At 71.6% G+C, this 21379-nt stretch carries 16 protein-coding genes; 6 read left to right on the plus strand and 10 right to left on the minus strand.

Annotated elements, in window-relative coordinates; all coding sequences use genetic code 11:
• Nucleotides 1–22: 22 nt before the first annotated feature.
• On the minus strand, nucleotides 23–1381 hold the full coding sequence (locus ACTWP5_RS25570) for a helix-turn-helix domain-containing protein (protein ID WP_443223471.1): 1359 nt from the start codon (nucleotides 1379–1381) through the stop codon (nucleotides 23–25).
• Between the two features lie 219 nt (nucleotides 1382–1600).
• Between ACTWP5_RS25570 and ACTWP5_RS25575 the strand changes: the two genes are divergently transcribed.
• From ACTWP5_RS25575 to ACTWP5_RS25595, 5 genes are all read left to right on the plus strand, one after another.
• Entirely contained in the window at nucleotides 1601–2287 is a 687-nt protein-coding gene (locus ACTWP5_RS25575) for a hypothetical protein (RefSeq protein WP_443223472.1), read from the plus strand.
• 201 nt (nucleotides 2288–2488) lie between these two features.
• A complete protein-coding gene (locus tag ACTWP5_RS25580) occupies nucleotides 2489–3163 on the plus strand; it encodes a Crp/Fnr family transcriptional regulator (RefSeq protein WP_443223473.1) in 675 nt (224 codons plus the stop codon).
• Nucleotides 3164–3343: 180 nt separating this feature from the next.
• Nucleotides 3344–4282 (plus strand): hypothetical protein, encoded by a 939-nt coding sequence (locus tag ACTWP5_RS25585; protein ID WP_443223474.1) that lies wholly within the window; start codon nucleotides 3344–3346, stop codon nucleotides 4280–4282.
• Nucleotides 4279–6411: a hypothetical protein gene (locus tag ACTWP5_RS25590; protein WP_443223475.1), complete on the plus strand. Its 2133-nt coding sequence runs from the start codon at nucleotides 4279–4281 to the stop codon at nucleotides 6409–6411. Before ACTWP5_RS25585 ends, ACTWP5_RS25590 begins: the two co-directional genes overlap by 4 nt.
• Nucleotides 6412–6430: 19 nt before the next feature.
• Nucleotides 6431–7369: a hypothetical protein gene (locus ACTWP5_RS25595; RefSeq protein WP_443223476.1), complete on the plus strand. Its 939-nt coding sequence runs from the start codon at nucleotides 6431–6433 to the stop codon at nucleotides 7367–7369.
• A 39-nt stretch (nucleotides 7370–7408) separates the two neighbouring features.
• On the opposite strand, the gene ACTWP5_RS25600 is transcribed toward ACTWP5_RS25595, so the two are convergent.
• The 4 genes from ACTWP5_RS25600 to ACTWP5_RS25615 all read right to left on the minus strand — a co-directional run bounded on the left by ACTWP5_RS25600 (nucleotide 7409) and on the right by ACTWP5_RS25615 (nucleotide 13560).
• On the minus strand, nucleotides 7409–8647 hold the full coding sequence (locus tag ACTWP5_RS25600; RefSeq protein ID WP_443223477.1) for an RtcB family protein: 1239 nt from the start codon (nucleotides 8645–8647) through the stop codon (nucleotides 7409–7411).
• A gap of 180 nt (nucleotides 8648–8827) precedes the next feature.
• Entirely contained in the window at nucleotides 8828–10354 is a 1527-nt protein-coding gene (locus ACTWP5_RS25605; protein ID WP_443223478.1) for an extracellular solute-binding protein, read from the minus strand.
• Nucleotides 10355–10358: 4 nt separating this feature from the next.
• The gene (locus ACTWP5_RS25610) at nucleotides 10359–13085 is read right to left on the minus strand and encodes a caspase, EACC1-associated type (protein WP_443223479.1); all 2727 of its coding nucleotides are present in this window, start codon (nucleotides 13083–13085) and stop codon (nucleotides 10359–10361) included.
• 7 nt (nucleotides 13086–13092) lie between these two features.
• Nucleotides 13093–13560 carry an effector-associated constant component EACC1 gene (locus ACTWP5_RS25615; RefSeq protein WP_443223480.1) on the minus strand — a complete coding sequence of 156 codons (468 nt, stop codon included), beginning with the start codon at nucleotides 13558–13560 and terminating at the stop codon, nucleotides 13093–13095.
• A gap of 428 nt (nucleotides 13561–13988) precedes the next feature.
• On the opposite strand from ACTWP5_RS25615, the gene ACTWP5_RS25620 reads away from it, so the two are divergent.
• Nucleotides 13989–14786, plus strand: a complete 798-nt coding sequence (locus tag ACTWP5_RS25620) for a calcium-binding protein (RefSeq protein WP_443223481.1) — start codon at nucleotides 13989–13991, stop codon at nucleotides 14784–14786.
• Nucleotides 14787–14886: 100 nt separating this feature from the next.
• On the opposite strand, the gene ACTWP5_RS25625 is transcribed toward ACTWP5_RS25620, so the two are convergent.
• From ACTWP5_RS25625 to ACTWP5_RS25645, 5 genes are all read right to left on the minus strand, one after another.
• Nucleotides 14887–16101: a GDSL-type esterase/lipase family protein gene (locus ACTWP5_RS25625; RefSeq protein ID WP_443223482.1), complete on the minus strand. Its 1215-nt coding sequence runs from the start codon at nucleotides 16099–16101 to the stop codon at nucleotides 14887–14889.
• 272 nt (nucleotides 16102–16373) lie between these two features.
• Nucleotides 16374–17312 (minus strand): sigma-70 family RNA polymerase sigma factor, encoded by a 939-nt coding sequence (locus ACTWP5_RS25630; RefSeq protein WP_443223483.1) that lies wholly within the window; start codon nucleotides 17310–17312, stop codon nucleotides 16374–16376.
• A 10-nt stretch (nucleotides 17313–17322) separates the two neighbouring features.
• A complete protein-coding gene (locus tag ACTWP5_RS25635) occupies nucleotides 17323–18579 on the minus strand; it encodes an NAD(P)/FAD-dependent oxidoreductase (RefSeq protein ID WP_443223484.1) in 1257 nt (418 codons plus the stop codon).
• Nucleotides 18580–18697: 118 nt separating this feature from the next.
• Entirely contained in the window at nucleotides 18698–19744 is a 1047-nt protein-coding gene (locus ACTWP5_RS25640) for a hemolysin family protein (protein WP_443223485.1), read from the minus strand.
• On the minus strand, nucleotides 19741–21075 hold the full coding sequence (locus ACTWP5_RS25645; protein ID WP_443223486.1) for a hemolysin family protein: 1335 nt from the start codon (nucleotides 21073–21075) through the stop codon (nucleotides 19741–19743). Before ACTWP5_RS25645 ends, ACTWP5_RS25640 begins: the two co-directional genes overlap by 4 nt.
• Nucleotides 21076–21379 lie beyond the last annotated feature (304 nt).

Here is a 21379-nt window from a genome sequence, read left to right on the forward strand (position 1 = left end):
GGTGGGTGTCACGGTGCCGGCGTCACTCCTCCTCAAGGGGGGCCCAGCCGCCGAGGATCGTGTCGTAGCGGTAGTGCGGAAGCTCCTCGACGCCGACCGTGCGGAACGGCCGGCCGTTGTCGTCGATGCGGACCGTGTCGGAGCGGCCCTGGCTCGACCACTCCAGTTCCAGGTACCAGAGGCAGTCGCACGCCACGGTCTCGGCCCGGACGAGCAGGACCTCGGGGTCGTCGGCGGAGACGCGGTAGGGGAACGTCAGGGCGGGGAGTTCGGTGCCGGTGTCGTTGCCGGGGAGGGAACGGACCAGGGGGCGGTCCGCGTCGAGGTCGACCTCGAAGCTGCGCGGTGTCAGAGCGCCGCCGCAGCCGTCGTTCATGAGGTAGACGTTGCCCCGGGTGGGCACGGCGTCACGCTCGACGACGCGCACGTGAAGGGCCTCCAGCACGACGGTCGCGTCGCCGCTGCCCTGGACGGTGACGCGCACGACGGTGTCGCCCGCGTGCCGCGCGTCGAGTGGATCGGCCCAGGCCCTGGCGTCCTGTTGGGGCGGCGGCGGGGGGACCTCGGTCTCCGGGCGGTCGACGAGGTAGGCGTGGTCGCAGCCGAACCGCCACGCGTGGGAGTTGACGGTCCACGCCAGCGGCTCCGGCGTCGGGGTCCCCCCGGCCGGTGTCGCGTCGCCCGGCTCCGTGTCGTCGGTCCCGCCGTCGGGCGCCAGCAGCGCCACCAGCACGGCCACGACGACGGCGACGGCACCGGCCACCGGCGCCACCACCCGCCACCTGGGTCGCCGTGCTCGCCGGGCGGCGCGGTCACGTCGGCCGCCCAGCCCGCCGTCCGGCGCGCCGGGCCCGTCACCGGGCCTGGCCCCGGCGCCTGCTGCTCTTCCCCCGGCCCTTCCGTCCCCTCCGTCGCCTCCGTTCCCTCCGTCGCCGCTGGCCCCGCTTCGCTCGCGGTCCGAGGCCCCCCGGCGCGTCCGCCTCTCCTCCTCGGAGCCCCCGGAGCCCCCGGAGCCCCCGGAGCCCCCGGAACCGTCCGCCGCTGCCGCCTTCCCGGCCTTGCCCGCCGTCCGGGCCTGCTCCGTTTCCTCCGCCCGTTCGGGCGCGTCCCCCGCCCCGCGTTCGCGACTCCGCCGTGTCTCCGCCGCGTTCATCCACAGCCTGTGGAGTTCCGCCCGCTCGGCCGGCGTGGCGCCGCACAGCCGGGCGAACCGTTCGAGCAGCGCGAAGTCCGCCGGCACCGCGTCGCCGGAGCCGTAGCGGTGCAGCGTCGACGCGCTGACGTTCAACCGCCGCGCCAGCGCCCCGTAGCTCCGCTCGCTGCGCTCCTTCAGCTCTCGCACCAGCGCCGCGAAGTCCTCGACCTCTCGTGGCCTCACCACGACCGCCCCCGTCCGTTCCCGTCCTCGGCCGTTCCACCACCACGTTCCAGGGCCTGGCGAAACCGCAGGTCACCGTGGGTGGAACCGTTCCACCGTCCCGAGTTCCCGCGCAGGCATTGCCGGCGCGCGCCGACGTCGCGCACGCTCCCTGCACACGGACCGGGACACGCGACCGACCGTACCGATCCATCGACCACATCATCCGAGGGGGGACCCACCATGACCACCCGCACCCGCCGATTCGGCCGGGCCCGCGCCGCAGCGATCAGCGGCCTCACCGTGACCGTCGTCGCCACGGCCGCCTTCCTGTCCGGCAACGTCTCGGCCGCCACGCCGCAGGACGCCTCCGGCGAGGAGACGACGAGGGCCACGACCGCCACCAGGGACCTCACGCCGAGCTTCCTCCTGGCACGCCAGCTGCCGCCGCACCCGTCCTCAGCCTGGTCGGCCGGCCGGGTCACGGCCGGCGCGCCCGAGCACGCGCCGTTCTGCTTCGGGGAGGAGATCCCGGACGGCGAGAACACCCGCCACCGCGAGTACTGGACCGAGGTGGACGCCAACGCCGTCCAGGTCACCGTCGTCACGCCGACCCCGTCCGCCGCCAAGCAGCTGGCGTCCCGGCTCAACGACGCGATACGGCAGTGCGCGACCCGGACCGAGCAGGAGTACCCGGACGTCTCCGCGCAGTGGCGGGGCTACGGCACGGTGGACGTCGAGGAGGGCGCACGCGTCCAGGGCGTCCACACCGTGACCGAGTGGGGTGCCTCCGACATCCACCTCTTCTCGGTGGGACGCGACGGCCGCACCGTCACCATCGTCCGCTGGGGCCAGATGGGCGACTTCACCGACGCCCCCGTCGCCGACTTCAAGCGCACCACGACCATCGCCGTCAACCGCCTCTACTGACCCCCGACCACGACAGCCGGTCCTTCCCGCCGGGGGGCGGGAAGGCCCGGCCACCGGGCCGCGCGGATACGGCACACGCAACACGTCCACTTGGCGCATGAGAGCTGTCTGCGGGCATGCGCATTCACGCGTACCGGGTGGGCGCCACCGGGTCGCTTTGTCCCACTGTGCGGATGGGATGACTTCCCTAGAGTCAAACCTATGGGGAGGGACACGCAGCCCTGGGGTCAGACACTGCATGACATCGTGGGGGACGCCGTGTGGCGTGCGCTGCTGCGGACCGCCTTCGAACGCCACCATCCAGCTGACGACCTGCTGTTACGCCAGGGGGATCCCGGGACGCATCTCCTCGCCGTCGTCAGCGGCATCGTCAAGGTGGTGAGGACCGAACGGAACGGCGATCTGATCCTCCTGGCGTTCCGAGGACCCGGCGAACTCGTCGGTGAAGGGGCCGTTCTTGGCGGCGGGGGACGACTGGCCAGCGTCAGAACCGTCTCCGCCTGTCGCGTCGCGGTAGTGGACCGAGCGACGTTCATGAGGTTCGCGACAAGTCACCAGCTCTTTCCCGCACTGACACGGTATGCCCTAGGGCGCCTTGGTGAGTCCGACCGCGCCCGCACGGGCGGCGACCCCCTCCCACGACTCGTGTCGACCCTGGTGAGGATCGCGGAGATGTCCGGCCAGGCCGACGACCCGCTCACGCTCCGACTGAGCCGTGACGACCTGGCCCAGTACCTGCGCATCTCCCGTAACACGGTCACCGCGAAGCTCGCCGAGTTGGAGACCCACGGCGTCGGGATCAGCCGTCGCAGCATCGTCATCAGGGATCTCGACGCCCTGCGACGGGCCGGGGAGACTCTCGACGCCTCCGGCTGAGTCCTCCACCCTTCCGCTGTGAGTGGCCTCACCTCCGTTGTGCACAGCGAGTGCGCACCACGCCGCACGATCCCGCGAAGCTCACTCAACGTAAACCGGCGCGAGTGGGCCAGGACGGTGATGGGGCCCGCGTCACGCGCCACCCAGCGCTGCGTAGCAGCAGACAGAGGGAGCATCCGCATGAACAACCCCACACCAGAGCTCTCGGGAGCGCTTCCCGAAGCGACGGCACGCCCCCACCTCCGCAGCCGTCGCCTGCCCCCCTACCGTGGCATCGTCGCCGTCGATGCCAAGGACTTCACCGGCTATCCGGCCATCGAGCACGGCGCGATCAGTGAGGCCATCCCGCAGATCCTGGAGATCTCCTTCGGCCGGGCCGGGCTCGCCGAAGTTTGGGAGGACAGGAGGTTCCCTGCCTCGACGGGTGACGGATATGTCTTCGGATTTGATCCGGCCCAGATGCCCTTCGTCATCCACCCCTGGCTGATGGCCCTCCAGGAGTCGCTGACCGAGTTCAACGTGCACTCCGCCGGGACGGTGCGCATCCGCCTCCGTGTCAGCCTGCACATCGGCCCGCTTCCCGATTCGGGAGGCGAATTCGACGGCAACGGTACGGCACGCAACGACACCCACCGGCTGCTCGACTCCCGACCGGTCAAGGCCATGTTGGCCTCCTCCAGGGAGAACGTCACCCAGGTCGCCGCCATCCTGTCTGATCGATGCTTCCAGGATGCCGTGGCAAGCGGGTACACCGGGCGGCACACGGACCACTTCATCGAGGTGCCGGCCACGGTCGAAGGCAAGAACTTCGACCAGCGTGCCTGGCTCTACGTCCCTGCACCGTCCGGCAGCTTGTACGACTCCCGAATTCTCGGGGAACGGGTGATCGCTGACCACCGCACGGGTGTGTCGGAACACGACGCCGATGCTTCGGCGACTGGGCGAACGGCCGCGACACGGCGACGAGGCAGGCGTGCCGCGCCGCCCACGCCGCAGACGGTGCGAGCCGACCGCGGCATCGTGAACACCGGCACCGTGTCGGGAGGGCAGACCCTGACCAACAACCAGTACGACGGATATGGCGACCGCGTCGATGGTGACGAGGAGTACCTGACGTGAGCGCCGCCGAGAAACCGCCCGAGCCGGAGAACGCGCTTGGAGCGGACGGCGCTTCGGAGGCGGACGCCTTGGAGGACGGGCCGGCCGACGAACGGGCGTTCATCATCTACGCGGAGTCGAGCGTCATCAACACCGGCAACATGAGCGGCAGTCAACACTTGCACAACCAGGGCGGTGCGAGTGGCGGACCGGGGCGGCGTCCTGCGGAGTCCCGGGAAGGGCCGATCTCCGCGGAGGAACTCGACGCCGCGCGTGCCGGGTTCGCCGAGCCGGATTGGTTCGACAAGGCCCTCACACGGCTTGACTCGCGTCTGCTGTTCCTGGCCGGTGAGCCCGGCAGTGGACGCCGAACCGCGGCACTCCACCTGCTGCTACGACACAGCGGAAGCAGCGCGTTGCGCGCCGTTGAGAGCGGTGACGAACTCGCACAGTGGCGTCCCGCGCGAGACGGAACACGCGGCTACCTCGTGGCGGGTGCCTCCTTGCACCAGCCACTCCGGCGTTGGGCCGTCGATCGGCTGCGCCAGCGCCTACGAGCGGTGGACGCCCGCATGGTGATCGTGCTCGCTGCCAGCCCGGGGGTCCTGCGTGACTTCAGGCAGGAGCACGACCTCTCGCCTCAGATGTGCATTCCGCCGCCTCCGCGAACGGTGTTCGACGCTCGTCTGCGACACGCCGTCCCGGACGCGGCCGAGCGAACGAGGCTTCTGGGCGCACTCGACACCGGCCTGTTGGACGAGTTGCTCGCTCCGGACCTGACGCCCGCACAGGTGGCCGAGCTGGTGTCCGAGATCAGCGCGGGAAACACCGATGCCGCCGCGCTCCGCGAACGACTGAGCTTTCTGGCGCGGGAGGAGGTCCCGCACTTGCTCGCCGGCCTGCGGGACAAGCCGGACAGCCTCGCCTTCCTCCTCGCCACCGCGGTCTTCCAAGGGCTCGATCAGCGCATCGTCCGCGAACAGGCAGAGCTCCTTCTGGAGCGAGCGGAGGGACAACTTGACTCCGTGCTGCACGAGAGCGACGGCAGCGGGACGAGCGGATCCTCCACCCCCCGTCCGAATCCTCGCTTCGCCTTCCGTCAGTCCCTGGAGGACCTCCTACGAGATGTCAGTGCGCGCGTTCTGCCACAGGAGATCCATCGTTCGTCGGATTACAGCTACACCGTCGAGCCGGTGCGCTTCGTTCGGCACGGGCGCCGAGAGGCCGTACTTCGCCACCTCTGGCGTGAGTATGGGCAGACCGCGGCACTCATGACCCGGTGGCTGAAGGATGTCAAGTCCGATCCTGAGCTCGCACAGGCGGTGGGACGGTTCATGGGCATGGCGGCCAGCTGGGGTGGAGGGCGGCAGGCGCTGCGCCACATCCGCGCTCTCGCCGACAGCCCCAGGGCGACGACACGGGCGATCGCGGCCTATGCCCTGGGGATGGCGGCGGAGGACCCCGTCCTGGTGTGGGAGGTCAGACATCGCCTCAGCCAGTGGAGCACAGCCAGCGACTGGAAGCTGCGAGGCACGGTGGCGTACGCCTGTGGCACGGACTACGGGATCTCGCGCCCCGACCAGGCCCTGCGGCTACTGGGCCGCCTGACGAGCCCTCTCGATCGTGAGGCTGAGGGCGAGGCCAGCGTCAGATGGGCCGTCAAGGACGCTCTGATGGCCCTGTCCGCGGCGGGCAACCAGACTCGTGTACTCGAGACGCTGGCGACATGGGCGGACGACAAGCGCCGCGCAGGACTCGCTCTTCCGGCGTTCGGGGACTTTCTGCGGTATCAGACGCCGTGGGTGGTCGCGCAGCTGCTCCGGACGAGCGAGGCTCACGACGCGACCGGCACGGCCGACGTCCCCGAGAGAATTCTCACGTTGACGCGCCAGACGCTCAACGACGATGAGCTGTTCGAGACGATCGCCCGCACGGTGCTGGTGTGGTGCCGCATCGGCGGAAATGGCGACGAGCGGACGCGGGCGGCCGTCGAGCTCCTGCTCTCCGCACTTGCGGGTCATACGCGCCATGGCGAATTTCGCCTTTTCGTACGGATCAACGAGGACGAGGACACCGGTCTCGCCGGGCGCTCCATCGCTCGTAGAGCGCTCAACTTCTGGCGGAACGGCACAAGGGGAGGCACAGCATGAGGACTGAGGTGAGGACGACATGACCACCCCCGTCGAACCGGAGAACCGTACCCCGCTCTTCCGTGAGGCACCCCAAGCGGCCTGGCGCGAGATCCTGCGTCAGCGCTGGTCGCGTCGCTCCGACGAAGCCTTGGTGCTGCTGGACCGCACTGGACTGCACCAGGTGATGTGGCCCCGTCGGTACTCGTCTGCACAACCGGCTGGTGCGGGACGCGCCCGCGAGGCCGAGGGACACGCCGACCCTGTGCTGTTGGGCGGGTACACGGCCGCCTACCGCGTCCGCCTCGCGGAGTCGCGCGCAGCGCGACCGGTGCGCTTAACCCCCACCTACGGTCCGCCCGAGTCCGTCAGCGTGCACGTTCACTGGTGGGTTCACGACCCGGCACTGGTCGTGCGAGCGCAGGTCGAACACGGCTGGGCCGTCGTCAGCCAGAGCCTTGCTCATCGGCTCCAGGAACTGGAGAGCGAGCTCGCCGCCGCCGCGCGACCGATGGATGCCGCGGAGGTGCTACGTCACATGTCGCGACCGAAACACCTCAGCGACTGTGGCCTCACCTATCGCGTCGCCGATGTGCGGACCCGGGAACCGGATGGCGAACTGCTGCTAGCACCTTCCGGGGGACGTGGCTTCCCCTCGGCGTGGACGCCCAGCCGTCGGCAGGAGTACGACTTCTGCCTGTACGCGATCCGCAACGGACCAGTCTCCCTCGTGGCGTTGTGGCTCCTGAGCCAGCCCGAGCAGGTCCGTGAGGTACTGGAGTGGACAGTCAGCAACCAGGCGCTGATACGCGAGGAGACGACCTGGCAGGACGAGATAGCCGGACTGCTCGGCGCTCTCTCAGAAGAGGAGAGACGCGAGCTCTCCAAGCTCCTGCGTGATCGTCTCCTGCGCATCGGCCGCGGGACGCCCCCGCATGAGGACGAGGCCGCTGACAGCTGGGAGACCAGCGCGCGGTGATGACACCGGGCTGACCGCCCTGGCCGGGCGGCCGGACGGTCAGCCCTTGACGCAGACGACCTGGCGGAGCTTCGCCACGACCTCCACCAGGTCGCGCTGGCGGTCGATGACCTGCTCGATCGGCTTGTAGGCGCCGGGGATCTCGTCGACGACGCCGGCGTCCTTGCGGCACTCCACGCCGCGCGTCTGCTCGACGAGGTCGCGGGTGGTGAAGCGGCGCTTGGCCGCCGCCCGGCTCATGCGGCGGCCGGCGCCGTGGGAGGCGGACTGGAAGGACGCGACGTTCCCCAGGCCCCTGACGATGTACGAGCCGGTGCCCATCGACCCGGGGATGATGCCGTACTCGCCGCTGCCCGCGCGGATGGCGCCCTTGCGGGTGACGAGCAGGTCCATCCCGTCGTACCGCTCCTCCGCGACGTAGTTGTGGTGACACGAGATCACCTCGTCGAAGCGCGGCGCGGCCTTCCTGAACTCCCGGCGGACGACGTCCTTCAGCAGCGCCATCATGATGCTGCGGTTGATCGCCGCGTACTCCTGGGCCCAGAACAGGTCGTGCCGGTACGCCGCCATCTGCGGCGTGTCGGCGACGAACACGGCGAGGTCGCGGTCGACCAGGTTCTGGTTGTGCGGCAGGCCCTGGGCGACGCCGATGTGGTGCTCGGCCAGCTCCTTGCCGATGTTCCGCGAGCCCGAGTGCAGCATCAGCCAGACCACGCCCTCGGTGTCGGTGCACACCTCGACGAAGTGGTTCCCGCCGCCGAGGGTGCCCAGCTGCTTCCGGGCGCGCTCGCGGCGGAAGGAGACGGCGTCGGCGACGCCGTCGAAACGGGACCAGACGTCGTCGAACCCGGCGGTGGGCAGGCCGTGGAGACGGCGGGCGTCGACCGGCTCGTCGTGCATCGCCCGCCCGACGGGGATGGCCTCCTCGATGCGCGAGCGCAGCCGGGAGAGGTCGTCCGGCAGGTCGTCGGCGGTGAGCGAGGTGCGGACGGCCGACATGCCGCGGCCGATGTCGACGCCGACGGCGGCCGGGCAGACCGCGCCCTCCATGGCGATGACCGAGCCGACGGTGGCTCCCTTGCCGTAGTGCACGTCGGGCATGACGGCCAGGCCGCGTACCCAGGGCAGCGTGGTGACGTTCCGCAGCTGCCGCATGGCGACGTCCTCGACGCCGGCCGGGTCCGCCCACATCCGGATCGGGATCCGGGCGCCGGGCAGCTCGGTGTAGCTCGTGCTGGTCGCGGTCTTCGCGGTCTTCGTGGTCGTGTTTCTGGCCATGGTCGTGGCTCCCCCGATGTCCCCCCGGACGAATGGTCGTTGGTCACTCATTGTGACCTGACGGGTGGGTTGGGGAGCAACCGGTTTTCGCCGGGTGGCCGGCCCGCCGCGGGTCGCCGTCGAGTTCGGGGCCGGGGCCCGGGCAGGGGCCGCCACCGGTGTCGGAGACGGGGGACGGTGTCAGTAGGCACAGGCGTCGACCGAGTTGTCCTCCTCCAGCGGCTCTCCGCGCAGCGTGAGCGGCAGCAGCACCTCCAGGCAACCGGCCACCTGGTCGGGACTCACCGACTCCTGGGTGATCATGTCGTGCACCTCACCCTGGAGGGTCTGGGAGAACGCCGCGTAGTTCTCGGTCTCCGGCCGGGAGCGGGCCTCGCGCAGGGCGCACCACAGCAGGTTGTTGAAGGTCCTCTCGGCATCCTTCACCTCCCGCGCCTGGGCCGCGTCCCGGGTTTCCTCGTCCGCCCCGGCGGGGCGCAGCACCGAGGGAGGTTCGCGGCACAGCCGCCCCTCGGGCGCCGGTAGTTCGTAGGCGGCGCGCAACGCGGCGGGGGAGCCGGCCTCCAGCAGCGCCTTCTGGTTGGCGCGGTCGTGGGTGAGGAACCTGATCAGCTCCTCGGCGTCCCGGACGTCCTGGTCCCCCTCGCCGTCCTCGGCGTGCTCGCCTTCGGCCGCGATCGCCAGGCTGCGCCCGCCCAGGGCCGTCGAGCCGGGGAGGGCGGTGACGCCGTATCCCTGGCCGGCGGGCAGCTGGTGGTAGGAGTCCGGCCAGCCGCGCATCATCGCCGTGCCGGGCTCCATGAACTCCTGGAGCGCGGCGGGCTCGTTGGCCTCGTCGGCGAGTTCGCTGGTCTTCCCCTCGTCCGCGATGTTCTCCAGCGTGGCGAGCCCTTCGCGCAACGCCTCGGAGCTGCCCGCCCAGTCACCCTCCTCGTCCACGAGGTCGATGCCGGTGCTCCAGAAGGCCTCCAGGGTGTTGACCGTCAGGCCCTCGTAGGGCGCCAGTTGCGTGACGTACGAGGGCAGGTCCTCGGCTTCGTTGAACCTGCCGAGCAGCCCGGCCATGCTTTCCGCGTTCCGTAGGTCGTCCTCGCTCACGCCCTGGTCCGCCAGCACGTCAGTGCGGTAGAAGAGCAGGCCGACGTCGGTGATGAACGGCACCGCGTAGACCTCGCCGTCCCACTCGGCCGACTCCTCGGCCCCGGCCGTGAACACGGGGTCGAGCAGCGCCGCGTCGAGGGGCCGGATCAGGCCCGCCTCCGCGAACTCCGGTATCCACGGGGGGTCGAGCATCAGCACGTCGTAGTCGGCTTGGCCCGACTGGAGCGTCGCGATGAGGTGGCTGCGCTGTGCGTCCACATCCTGTGGCAGCCGCACGAGTTCGGCCGGCCGTACGCCGTCCTGCTCGTTCCATCGATCGATCATCTCCCGCAACACATCCCTGCCCTTGGCGCTGGTGGAGGCGGCGTTTCCGGCGACGACCAACGGGCGGTTGTCCGTGAGCCTGTCGGGGAGGGACGACTCCTCGTCCTCCGAGCGACAGGCTCCGGCCGTCGCGGAGAGCGTCGCCGCGAGGGCCAGTGCCAGCGCGAGGGACCGGCGCGTCGTGCCACGACGACGGTACGTCGCGCCGGGGAGGCGGCGTGGACGGTCGCTCGTTCCCGATCCGGTGCCCGGTCCCGTTGTCGTTGTCGTTGTCGTTGTCACGGCCCTACGACCCCCACTGGTCGGTGAACGTGCCCCGCAGCGCCGCGACCTGGTTCAGCGAGGAGTCGACGCACAGGTCCTCCTGCTTGATGAGCTCCTCGTTGAACGTGCTGTCGCACCCCGACGCACCGAAGGTCACCAGCACGATCGGAACCTGGGGCGCGATGCTCCGACGGGGCTGCGCCTCGCTGTCCTCGTCGTCGGTGATCAGCACCAGCACCGGGGCGTACCCGTTCGCCTCGCTGTCGCCGAGCAGCCGCAGCCCTTCCTCCACGGCCTCCTCGACGGGGGCGTTCGTGGGGAGGGCGGAGAACCCGTTGATCGTCTCCTCGACCGCCTCCACCCCGTGCGCGTGAAGGGCTCCGAGCGGGTCGCCGATGCCGCCGCCCGCGTCACCGGGCGCGGTGAGGACGGCGTACCTGTCGGGCTGCCCGTGCTCCTCCCCTGGCGACTCGTCGCTGAGGGCGGTGACGGCCTCGCCGAGAGCGGAGTCGGTCAGTCGCACGCGGTTCCCCGCGTAGGAGCTGGAGGAGAGGTCGATGACGAACACGACGTCGAGTGGCCTGCGCTCGGCTGCCGGGCGCGTCAGGTACGCGTCGGCGTCCCGGGCCGTCAGGGGGTCACCGGTCCGCACGCCCTCGACCGAGAAGGCGCCGTTGCGCAGCGGTACCTCGCCGCCCACTTCCGCCTCGCTGCTGACGCTCCCGTCAGGGGCGCGGAAGCCGTGGCGTTCCAGGTGAAACCTGCCTTCCTCCTCGCGGAGCCAGTCCGCCAGCTCCGCGATGGCCGCGCGGCGTTCCGTCTCGTCCTGGTCCCCGCCGTCCCAGAACACCGGCACGAGGCTGAGGTCGAGGGGTGCGACGTCGTCGGGGTAGTAGGCGGTGTAGTCGGCGTCGTCGACGTCGACGTCGGCGGTGAGGCACGCGGCCGCGTGCTGGCGGTCGACGAGCGAGACGACGGAGCGCTCGGCGAGGAGGAGCGCGGGCCACTCGTCCTCGCCGCCTTGGCCCTCCGCGCCCACGCTCCCGCCGGTCGGGCTGGCATCGGCGAGGCCGCACAGGAGGGTGTCGTCGTCGAGGGGCAACGGCACGCTCGTGTCGACCAGCGGGGCACCGGTCCGCTCCGCCGCCACGCCGAACGCGAGGGAGGCAGCGGAGGACGCGGGATCGGCGCGGCGGACCGTCAGGCCCTCCTGTTCGGTGGCGTCGAGCAACTCCTGGAGCGAGGTCCCGGTCTCCTCAGCCACCGCGCCCAGGTCCCCGGGCACCGCCAGGACAGCGGGGGACCGGGCCACGACCTGCGGTTTCCCCAGCCACGCCTCGGCCTGGGAGGTGGCCATCTCGTCCGTGAGCAACCCTGCCGAGGCGGGCGTCGGCGCGAACCACACGTCCGGCAGGGGACCGATGTCGTACAGCGGCCGGAGGCAGTCGACCGGAGCTGTGGCCTCCGCCTCGGTACCCGACTCCGATTCCGCTCCCGTTTCCGTTCCCGGGTCCGCTCCTGTCCCGGGGCCGGGAACCGCCCCCGTCGGGCACTCCTTCGGGTCAGCCCAGCTCGCGGAGTTGGCCAGGGCGCCGGTCACGGCGCTGCCGGAGGAGGAGAAGACGTACGCGTCCACCTGGGGACAACCAGATGGTCTGATCCCCAGGTCCCTCTCGTCGTCGTCCGCCGTGGGCCACAACGCCTGCTCGAACTCGGCCATGATCTGAGCCAGCGGCTCCTCGTACTCGGGCGTGGTGACGACGCGCAGTTGAAGGGGAATGCCGCACTGGGTGGGGGGCGGGGTACCCCACCATGTGGAGAGCAGCCAGCAGGCCGTGGCGAGCGGGGTGAGGAGGAGGGCGAGAGCGGAACAGCGACGCGTCAGGGGCGCCGTGCCGTCCAGCAGGGTGCGCAGCGGATGCAGGCGCGTGACGCGACGCCGTTGGCGCTCCGCGAACTGGCGCACGCCCTCTCCGAACGAGCGGCCAGGGCGTTTGAGGACGTGCGAGACGACGGTGTCGCCCGGCCCGTTGACGGTGACGACGTTGGGGTCCCAGTCGCCGACGGGCGCGTACCCCGAGTCCGCGCGCTCGGCCTGCTCCGCGTCCTTGGCGGCCAGCCGCTTCAGCGGCGCGGCGAGCCGGTTCACGGTCACCATCACGTTCGGGGAGACGCCCTCGCGGAGCACCGTCAGCAACGCGGCGGTGAACGGTGTGGGATTGGTGCCGTCTCCCGAGTCCTGGGGCCGCTGCTCCCTGGAGGAGGTGATGAGTGTGAAGGTGCCACCGCCCTTGGGCGGGCGGGCGCTGCCCGAGTAACAGCAGTCGAGGATGAGCACGACGTGCCGGGCGTCGCTCGTGGCGAGTTCGTCGCGCAACAGCGTGTACTTGATCGCGTGAGACGTCGGATCCGTGCCGTGGGCGTTGCGCGGCAGCAGATAGAGCTCGTCGGGCGCGTTGGGATCGAGGTGGCCGTGGCCCGCGAAGTAGCACAGCAGCAGGTCCTTCGCCTCGCGGGCGGCTCGCTGAACGGCGGGGAAGACCTCGTCGTGCTCGGGGTCGAGCAGTGGGCGGACGACGGTGGTGGGGAGTCTGCCCTGGTTGCCGTCGGTGAGGGCCTTCTCCAGCTGCGTGACGTTGGCCACGACGGACCGGAGCTCGGGGTGGTGGGCGTAACGGGAGACGCCGATGAGGAGAACCTGGGTCTCTTCGGGGACGGGAAAGAAGGGGGGCGGGGAGGTGAATGCCATGGGAGCCTCACCCGGCGCCGTGGTCGTGCCACTCTCGCGCCAGCCGCTCGGCTCGCTGCTTGAGCTCGCGTTGCGGGAGGGCGTTGTCGGACGTGAGCTCCGTGAGGACGTCGCGGGTGAGATGGCTGCGGACGACGATGGTGCGGGAGAGGTTCCTCAGGTTGATCAGGTATCCCTGGAGGGATCCCAGGAGCGCGAGGGCCACGTCGGGCCGGTGTGTGGTGTCCCAGCCGACGAGGATCTCCTCGATGGGCGTGCCCATGCCCCCCTTGCCGGCCTCGGGGTTCTTGTGCCGTGTGACCCTGAATCCCTCGCGGTCGTTCAGCTCGCGGTCGGTGGTGAGCCACCGGTGCAGCCTTCGGTTCTCCGCCGCGGTCGACTCGTCGTCTCGGGCGCCTTCGATGCCGAGCCGCAACTCGGCGAAGGTGTTGACCCTGCCCTTCGAGGCCCCGGGTGTCTTCGGCCCGTCTGCCATGCGGTCCCCCAGGCGTCCGACGAGCCGTCAACCCTGCCCGCTCGCGGTAGTCAGTATCACCACTGTTCTGGCCTTCGAAACAACCCAGAGTGATATGTGTCTGGTGAACATGCCCCGGGCGCATGCGTGCGACCGTTCACCGCCGAACTCCTGCCCCGCGTCGACTCCCACGGTTGCTGAGACCCTAGACAGCGCACCTCCACGACCTCGCCCACACCAGGGCCGCGCTCGCCGCCCCGACGGCCGCGTCCCGGAGACCCGCCACGAGGTAACAACGCGCCGCCATGGCCCACGGCTGACCGAGCCCGCTCCCGGGCCGCCCCCGCTTCCGGCGCGTCAGCCACAACCTCCGGCGAGCGCCGGGAGTCAGACCTCGTACCGCGACCCAACCACCGGCCTTCGGGGCCGTTGTCCGAGGGAGTGAGTACATGCGAAGAAGCATCATCGCGCTGGGCGCGCTCGTGTTAGCCACCGTGGGGCTGACCGCGCCGCAGGCGCACGCGAGCGAGGCGGCGTTGGTCGCCTTCTCGGGGGGCCACGACATCCACTACACGGCGGGACCGGGCGAGGCCAACGACCTGGTGGTCCTCCAGGGGCCCGGCGGGCCCGCGGAGTACGTGTTCGACGACCGGGTGCCGATCACGGCGGGCGAGGGCTGCGAGCACCCCTTCGCCGACGACCCGACCTACGTGGTCTGCACCCTGCCGTCCTACGACCCGGGGACCTCCTGGACGAGCGTCGTCGTGGAACTGCTCGACGGCGACGACCAACTCGGCCTCTACGCCGGGGACGACAGCCACGGCTACGGCGGCGACGGCGACGACATCCTGGACGGGGAGGGCGCAGGCTGGCTGTACGGCGACGCCGGGAACGACACGCTGCGCGACGCGGGCGTGCTGTACGGCGGCACCGGCCGGGACACGCTGTACCCCACCGGTCTGGGCGAGGGCGGCCCCGACGACGACCGGATCATCGGCCGTGCCGGCGGCCAGGCGATGTACGGCGGCGACGGCGTCGACGTGCTGCGCGGCCTGGACGGCGCGGACCACCTGTACGGCGAGGCGGGCGACGACCGGCTGTACGGCGGCGCCGACCGCGACGAGCTGAGCGGCGGCGAGGGCGACGACGCCCTCCACGGCCAGGGCGGCGACGACCTGCTGCTCGGGGGCCCCGGCACCGACCTGCTGGACGGCGGCTCCGGCACCAACGAACTCCTCCCCGACTAGCTCTCTCCTCGCCGTCACCACCGGAGTGCCGGCGGGGAGCCGAACACGCCGGCCGGGGTCCGTTCGGGAGGGACCCCGGCCGGCGCGCGGCGACCGCCCTTCAGCCGCCGGCGACGAGTCGCATGGCGGAGGGCCCGCCTCCCGGGCTGGCGACGCAGCTGATCTCGGCCGTGTCCGGCTGCTGGACGGCGAGCGTCAGGCAGGCGCCCAGCGCCTGTTGCCCGTAGGCGTTGGGGTGGATCGACTCCTGCCGATCGCCCTGCGACTCCACGATGACCAGGAAGCGCACCCACTCGGCCTCGGCGGCCGGCAGCGGGTTGGTCAGGGAGTTGGAGCTGGTGGCCTGGGCGCTGGTGTCGGAGCAGACCTCGTGCCCGTCGAGCGCGCCGCTGAGGTCGAGGAACCGCACGCCCCGGTCCTCCGCGACCCGGCGGATCATGTCCGAGATCAGGGGCACCACCGACTGGTTCGTCCAGTCGGAGTCGCTGTTCAACAGGGGACAGCCACCGGTGACGAGACGTCCTTCGTAGGTCTCGGGGTAGCGGTAGTCGGCGCCCTCGGGGACCGGCGATGGGTAGGACTGGATGATGAGGTCGTAGGAGCCCTCGGCGTGTCCGGCGTCGGTCATCACCGCCGTGATCTCGTCGATCGTCGTGCCGATCAGGGGCTCGGTCCGCGCCAGCGCGCTGGACAGCAGCGGCTCCTGGGAGGGACGGCAGGGGACGCCGTCGGGCGGGATCAGGAATCCCTTGACGCAGGCGGCGATGATGTCGGCGAAGCCCAGGTCGTTGCCGCCGATGGACAGGACGATGAGCTCCACGTCGTACTCCGCGGCGACCTCGGCGAGTTGGTCGGCCTGGGGGGCCTCGCCCTTGTAGCTCTGGCCGCCGTGCGAGGCGCGGATGACGTTCTGGGTCGTGGCGCCCGAGCAGGCGAGGTTGACGCGGTGGTCGACGTCGAGGTCGGCGGAGAGGATCTCGGCGGTGTCGGAGCGGTGGCAGCCGTTCTCGGCGGAGTCACCGTAGACGCGGCTGGCGTCGTGGGAGCACCAGGCGCCGTCCCACCAGCAGTCGTACGCGGCGCGGTCCGTGCCCCACCGGTCGCCGGCGAGGTTGGTCGGCACGGCGTTGCCCTGCCACCGTCCGGCCTCGCCGGAGATGAAGCTGTCGCCGAGTGACACGGCGGCGGTGGGGCGCTCGTCGACCGCGGGCGAGTCGGCGACGGCGGGCGAGTCGGCGACGGCGGGCGAGTCGGCGACGGCGGCGGAGACCGTGACGAGGGCCGTGAGGACCAGGGCCGTCGCGGCGACGAGCACCTTTCTCGACAGGGCTCGGGCACGACCTCGGGCGCCATTTCGGGGACTGTTTCGGACACGGACACGGACACGGCCTCGGACACGGGCACGGCCTCGGACACTCGACATCGCGAGCCCTCCTCGTCAGGGACGAAGAACCACGGGCTCCCGCTCGGGACACACCCGCGTCGGGATTCTGTCGAGGTTGGAGGTGGTTCAACCCCGTTGCACCGCTTCGTCACGGAAACGGGGGACTGCTCGCAGGGGAGTGCGGGAACGCGTTCGCCCGCCGGTCACCACTCGGCGATGATCGGCGGCCCGGTGGGGCCACGCCGCCGCCACGCCGCCGTGAGGCGGTCGAGGCGGGCCGCACCGAAGCCGCGCAGCGCCGCGACCCTGCCGTCGTCGCTGACGTCGAACGCGACGGCGCCGACGACCTGGTCGTCGAGAACGGCGAGGATGGCGGGGGAGCCGTTGACCGACTCGACGTGGATCGAGGGGGAGCCACCGACCAGGCGTCGTTTCGCGGGCGTGGGCCTGAAGCCGGCGCGCATGGCGGAGGCGACGCTCTCTGCCGTCTGGCGCCGCAGGATCCTCCCGGCCAGCCCGGCGCCCTCCGAGATCACGAACGCGTCGTCGGTGAGCAACGCCACCAGCCGATCGGTGCGGCCCGACGAGGCCGCGGCGATGAACTCCTCGACGACCCTGCGCGCGGACGCGGCGTCGACCTCGCCGCCGCGCCGATCGGCGGTGACGCGGCGCCGGGCCCGGGACAGGTGCTGTTGGCTGGAGGACTCGGTGATGTCGAGGATCTCGGCGATCTCGCCGTGCCCGTAGGAGAACGCCTCGCGCAGCACGAAGACGGCCCGTTCGACCGGGGAGAGGCGCTCCATCAGGATGAGCACGGCCAACGAGACCGACTCCCGCTGCTCGACGGTGTCGGCGGGGCCGAGCATCGGGTCGCCGTCGAGGAGCGGCTCGGGCAGCCAGTCCCCGACCGCGCGTTCGCGACGCGCGTGCGCCGAGCGGAGCCGGTCGAGGCAGAGGTTGGTGACGATCTTCGTCAGCCACGCCTCGGGCACGCGGATCAGCTCGCGGTCGGCGGCCTGCCAGCGCAGGAACGCGTCCTGTACCGCGTCCTCCGCGTCGCTCGCCGAGCCGAGCAGGCGGTACGCCAGGGAGGCCAGCCGGTCCCGGCTGGCCTCGAAGCGGTCGGTGGCGACGCTGTCCATGGACGGCACGCTACGCCGTCAGCCTCTCTCCGACCTTCCCGGCGGCGTTCGCGGCGGTGTGCGCGGTGGTGTGCGCGGTGGAGGTCGCGGCGGCGTTCGCGGGGCGCCTGCGCTTCGGCATCCCGAACGTCGGGTGCGAGATGCTCCACAGGGCGCCGCGCAGGACGCCGGCCTTGACGCGCGCCGCCGGTCGGCCGCCCAGGAACCAGGACTTCGGCCGCGCCTCGCCGTCGACCATCTGGATGATCGCGTCGCGTCGTCCGAGGCTGATGTGGTTGCCGACGTAGTTCAGCTTCCGGCTGGAGCCCCGGTGGCCGGTCAGCTCCGCCACGATCGCGTCGACCGCCCGCATGCCGGTGACGCCGGCCGTGGCGCACGACATCGGCAGCGGACGGCCGTTGTTCTCGTCGATGGCGCGGACGCTGTCGCCGATGGCGTGGACGTTCGGGTGCGAGACCGACCGCATGGCGTCGTCGACGACGATCTGGCCGTTCTCGGCGACCTCCAGCCCGCTCGCGGCGGCGATCGGGTGGACGGCGAAACCGGCCGCCCACACGGTGGCGAGCGACGGGATGGCGGTGCCGTCGGCGGTGATGACCCGCGTCGGCTCCACGGCCGCGATGGTGGCGTGTTCGTGGACGGTGACGCCGAGCCGCTCGAACGTCTGGCGCAGGTGGCGGCGGGCCCGGGGGGAGAGCTGTGCGCCCAGCTCGCCACGGGAGGCGAGCGCGACGGAGAGGCCGGGACGCGACTCGGCGAACTCGGCGGCGCTCTCGATGCCGGTCAGGCCCTCGCCGACGACCAGCAGGGTGCCGGTGCCGGTGCCCGCGCCGAGGCTGTCGATGCTGTCGATTCGGTCGCGCAGCCGCAGCGCCGAGGCGCGCGAGGTGACGTCGAAGCCGTGCTCGGCCACGCCGGGGACGCCGTGGTCGGCGACGGAGCTGCCGAGCGCGTAGAGAAGGGTGTCGTAGGGGAGTTCGTCGTCGCCGTTCTCGTCGGTCACGGCGACGGTCGCCCGGTCGGGGTCGACGGCCGTGACGCGCGCGAGACGCAGCCGCACCCCCGTGCCGGCGAACGCGTCGGCGAGCTTGAGCGTCCGCAGCTGCTGACCGGAGGCCAGCTGGTGGAGGCGCATCCGTTCGACGAAGGTGGGCTCGGCGTTGACGACCGTGATCTCGGTGTCGGCGGGGGACAGCCGGCGGGCCAGGACTCCGGCCGCGTAGGCCCCGGCGTATCCGGCGCCGAGCACGAGGATGCGGTGCTTCACGGTGGTGCTCCTCTCGGGTGCGCTGTTCGCGTGCCCCTTGAACGGGGCGGCGGCGCGTTTCCTGACAGGAGTCGGTGTGAAGCGGATCACGCCGTCAGGTCGGCGATCAGGTCGGCGGTCAGGTCGGCGGTCGGCGGTCGGCGGGCGAGGGCGGGGCGTTCGGCCTGACGAGTTCGGTCAGCACGTCCTCCATCGTGACGTAGCCGAGCAGCGTCCCCTTGTCGCTGGTGACGGTCGCCAGGTGGGTGGAGGCGGCCCGCATGGCGGTGAGGGCGTCGTCGAGCGGGGTGTCGACGCCGAGCCGCACGGCGGGCCGCAGGCTCTCGCGCGGCATGGGCCGGTCGCGTTCGACGACGTCGAGGGCGTCCTTGATGTGCAGGATGCCGAGCACGGCGCCGCCGGGGGCGGTGACCGGGAAGCGGGAGTAGCCCGAGGCGGCGGCGGCCTGCTCCAGCTGCCGTGGCGTGACGCGGTGGTCGACGGTCACCATGCGGGCGGCGGGCACGAGGATCTCGGTGACGGTGCGCGTGCCCAGCTCCAACGCGTCCCGCAGCCGCTGGCTCTCGCCGGCCTGGAGCAGGCCCGCCTCGGAGGAGTCCCGGACGATGCGGGCGAGTTCGTCGTCGGTGAAGACGGAGGCGACCTCGTCCTTCGTCTCGACCCGCAGCAGCCGCAGCAGGGTGTTGGCGAGGGCGTTGATGCCGAAGATGACCGGCCGCAGGGCGCGGGTGAGCGCGACGAGCGGCGGGCCGAGCGCCAGGGCGGTGCGCTCGGGGGCGGCGAGCGCGATGTTCTTCGGGACCATCTCGCCGAAGAGCATGTGGAGGTAGGTGGCCACGGTCAGCGCGATGGCGAAGGCGATCGGGTGCACCAGGCCGTGCGGCACGTTGGCGGCGTCGAACGCCGGCTCCAGCAGGTGGGCGATGGCCGGCTCGGCGACCACGCCGAGCACCAGGGAGGAGACGGTGATGCCCAGCTGGGCGGTGGCCATCATGGGCGACAGGTGCGTCAGGGCCCACAGCACGGTGCGGGCGCGCCGCTGGCCGGCCTGGGCCAGGGGCTCGATCTGGTCGCGGCGCACGGAGATCAGGGCGAACTCGGCGCCGACGAAGAACGCGTTGGTGAGCAGCGTCAACGCGCCGACGGCGAGCTGGAGGCCGGTCATCGCGCACCCCCGGGCGCCGTGGCCGACGGGGTCGTCGCGGCGGCGTCGGGTGAGGCGATCCTGACGCGTTCGACGCGGTGGTGGGCGGTGGACAGGACGGTCAGCCGCCAGCCGTCCACCTCGGTGGCGTCCCCGGGGTCGGGTATGCGGGCCAGGCGCGTCGTGATCAGCCCCGCGACCGTCTCGTAGGGGCCGTCGGGCACGGCCAGGCCGATGCCCGCCAGCTCGTCGATGCGCAGGCGGCCGTCGGCCTCCCAGGTGCCGGGGGCCGTGCGGGAGAGCTCGGGCTGCTCGGTGGGGTCGTGTTCGTCGCGGACCTCGCCGACGACCTCCTCCAGGATGTCCTCCAGCGTGACGATGCCGGCCGTGCCGCCGTACTCGTCGAGGACGACGGCCATCGAGCGGGAGGCGTGCAGCTGGTCGAGCAGGCGGTCGACCGGCAGCGTGTCGGGGACCAGGACCGGCTCCGTGGCCAGCTCGGTGACGGGGGTGCGGGCGCGGGCGGCCTCGTCGAGGGCGAGGACGTTCTTGATGTGGACGACGCCGGTGACGTCGTCCAGCCCGCCGTCGTAGACCGGGAACCGGGAGTGGCCGGTGGCCAGGGTGAGGTTGACGGCGTCGGCGGCGGTGGCCGTGACGTGCAGCGCGTGGACGTCCACGCGGGGCGTCATGACGTTCTCGGCGGTCAGCTCGCTCAGGTGCAGCGTCCGCACGAACAACTCACCGGAGTCGGCCGGCAGCGTTCCGTGCTCGACGGAGTGCCTGGCCAGCGCCACCAGCTCCTGCGGGGTGCGGGCGGAGGCCAGCTCCTCGGCCGGTTCGAGGCCGATGCGGCGCACCATGCGGTTGGCGGTCTCGTTGAGGTGGTGGATCAGGGGCGAGAACGCGGCGGTGAACGCGCGCTGCGGGGTGGCGACCACGCGGGCCACGGGCAGCGGCTGGGAGATCGCCCAGTTCTTGGGGACCAGCTCGCCGATGACCATCAGCAGCACGGTGGAGATCGCGACGCCCAGCACGACGGCGAGGGAGGAGGCCGTGGCCTCGGGCAGCCCCGCCGCCTCGATCGGGCCGTCGATGAGGGCGGCCAGGGAGGGCTGGGCGAGCATGCCGATCACGAGGGAGGTCACCGTGATGCCCAGCTGCGCCCCGGAGAGCTGGAACGTCAGCCGCTTCGCGGCCTTCAGCGCGGAGGCGGCGCCCTTGTCGCCGTCCGCCGCGGCGCGCTCCAACACGCCGCGTTCGAGCGTGGTCAGCGAGAACTCGGCCGCGACGAAGACCGCGCAGGCCAGCATGAGCCCGATCGCCAGCAGCAACAGCAGCACTTCGATCACCGTGTCACCCCCTTCCCGTTTGCACGAGGGAAGGCGCGTGGGGTGACACAGCAGATACTGGGAGGCTCGTCCACGGGGGCGGAGCACGCTCCTCAAGCGGTCGTCCGGGCAACGGTCTCCCCCATCGTAAAGGAACGGCAAACGCGGTGGCGAGATGGCGTTCCCGCCCTTCCGAGGGCGTCGCGCCCCTGGTCAGCGTCCCTGTTCGGCGTCCCCGCCCGTCGGCCTGTTCGGTGCCCCGGAAGGCGTCCCGGAAGGCGCCCGCGGGCGGCGCCACGCCACGCCGTTCCCCCGCCCACCGCCG

The organism is Streptomyces sp. 4N509B (assembly GCF_052245655.1).
Lineage (GTDB): Bacteria > Actinomycetota > Actinomycetes > Streptomycetales > Streptomycetaceae > Streptomyces.

Excerpts from the sequence above, each read along its gene's own strand:
- ACTWP5_RS25610 (WP_443223479.1), bottom strand. The coding sequence starts at position 13,085 with ATGGCATTCACCTCCCCGCCCCCCTTCTTTCCCGTCCCCGAAGAGACC.
- ACTWP5_RS25575 (WP_443223472.1), top strand. The coding sequence starts at position 1,601 with ATGACCACCCGCACCCGCCGATTCGGCCGGGCCCGCGCCGCAGCGATC.
- ACTWP5_RS25640 (WP_443223485.1), bottom strand. The coding sequence starts at position 19,744 with ATGACCGGCCTCCAGCTCGCCGTCGGCGCGTTGACGCTGCTCACCAAC.
- ACTWP5_RS25630 (WP_443223483.1), bottom strand. The coding sequence starts at position 17,312 with ATGGACAGCGTCGCCACCGACCGCTTCGAGGCCAGCCGGGACCGGCTG.
- ACTWP5_RS25595 (WP_443223476.1), top strand. The coding sequence starts at position 6,431 with ATGACCACCCCCGTCGAACCGGAGAACCGTACCCCGCTCTTCCGTGAG.
- ACTWP5_RS25580 (WP_443223473.1), top strand. The coding sequence starts at position 2,489 with ATGGGGAGGGACACGCAGCCCTGGGGTCAGACACTGCATGACATCGTG.
- ACTWP5_RS25585 (WP_443223474.1), top strand. The coding sequence starts at position 3,344 with ATGAACAACCCCACACCAGAGCTCTCGGGAGCGCTTCCCGAAGCGACG.
- ACTWP5_RS25620 (WP_443223481.1), top strand. The coding sequence starts at position 13,989 with ATGCGAAGAAGCATCATCGCGCTGGGCGCGCTCGTGTTAGCCACCGTG.
- ACTWP5_RS25615 (WP_443223480.1), bottom strand. The coding sequence starts at position 13,560 with ATGGCAGACGGGCCGAAGACACCCGGGGCCTCGAAGGGCAGGGTCAAC.
- ACTWP5_RS25600 (WP_443223477.1), bottom strand. The coding sequence starts at position 8,647 with ATGGCCAGAAACACGACCACGAAGACCGCGAAGACCGCGACCAGCACG.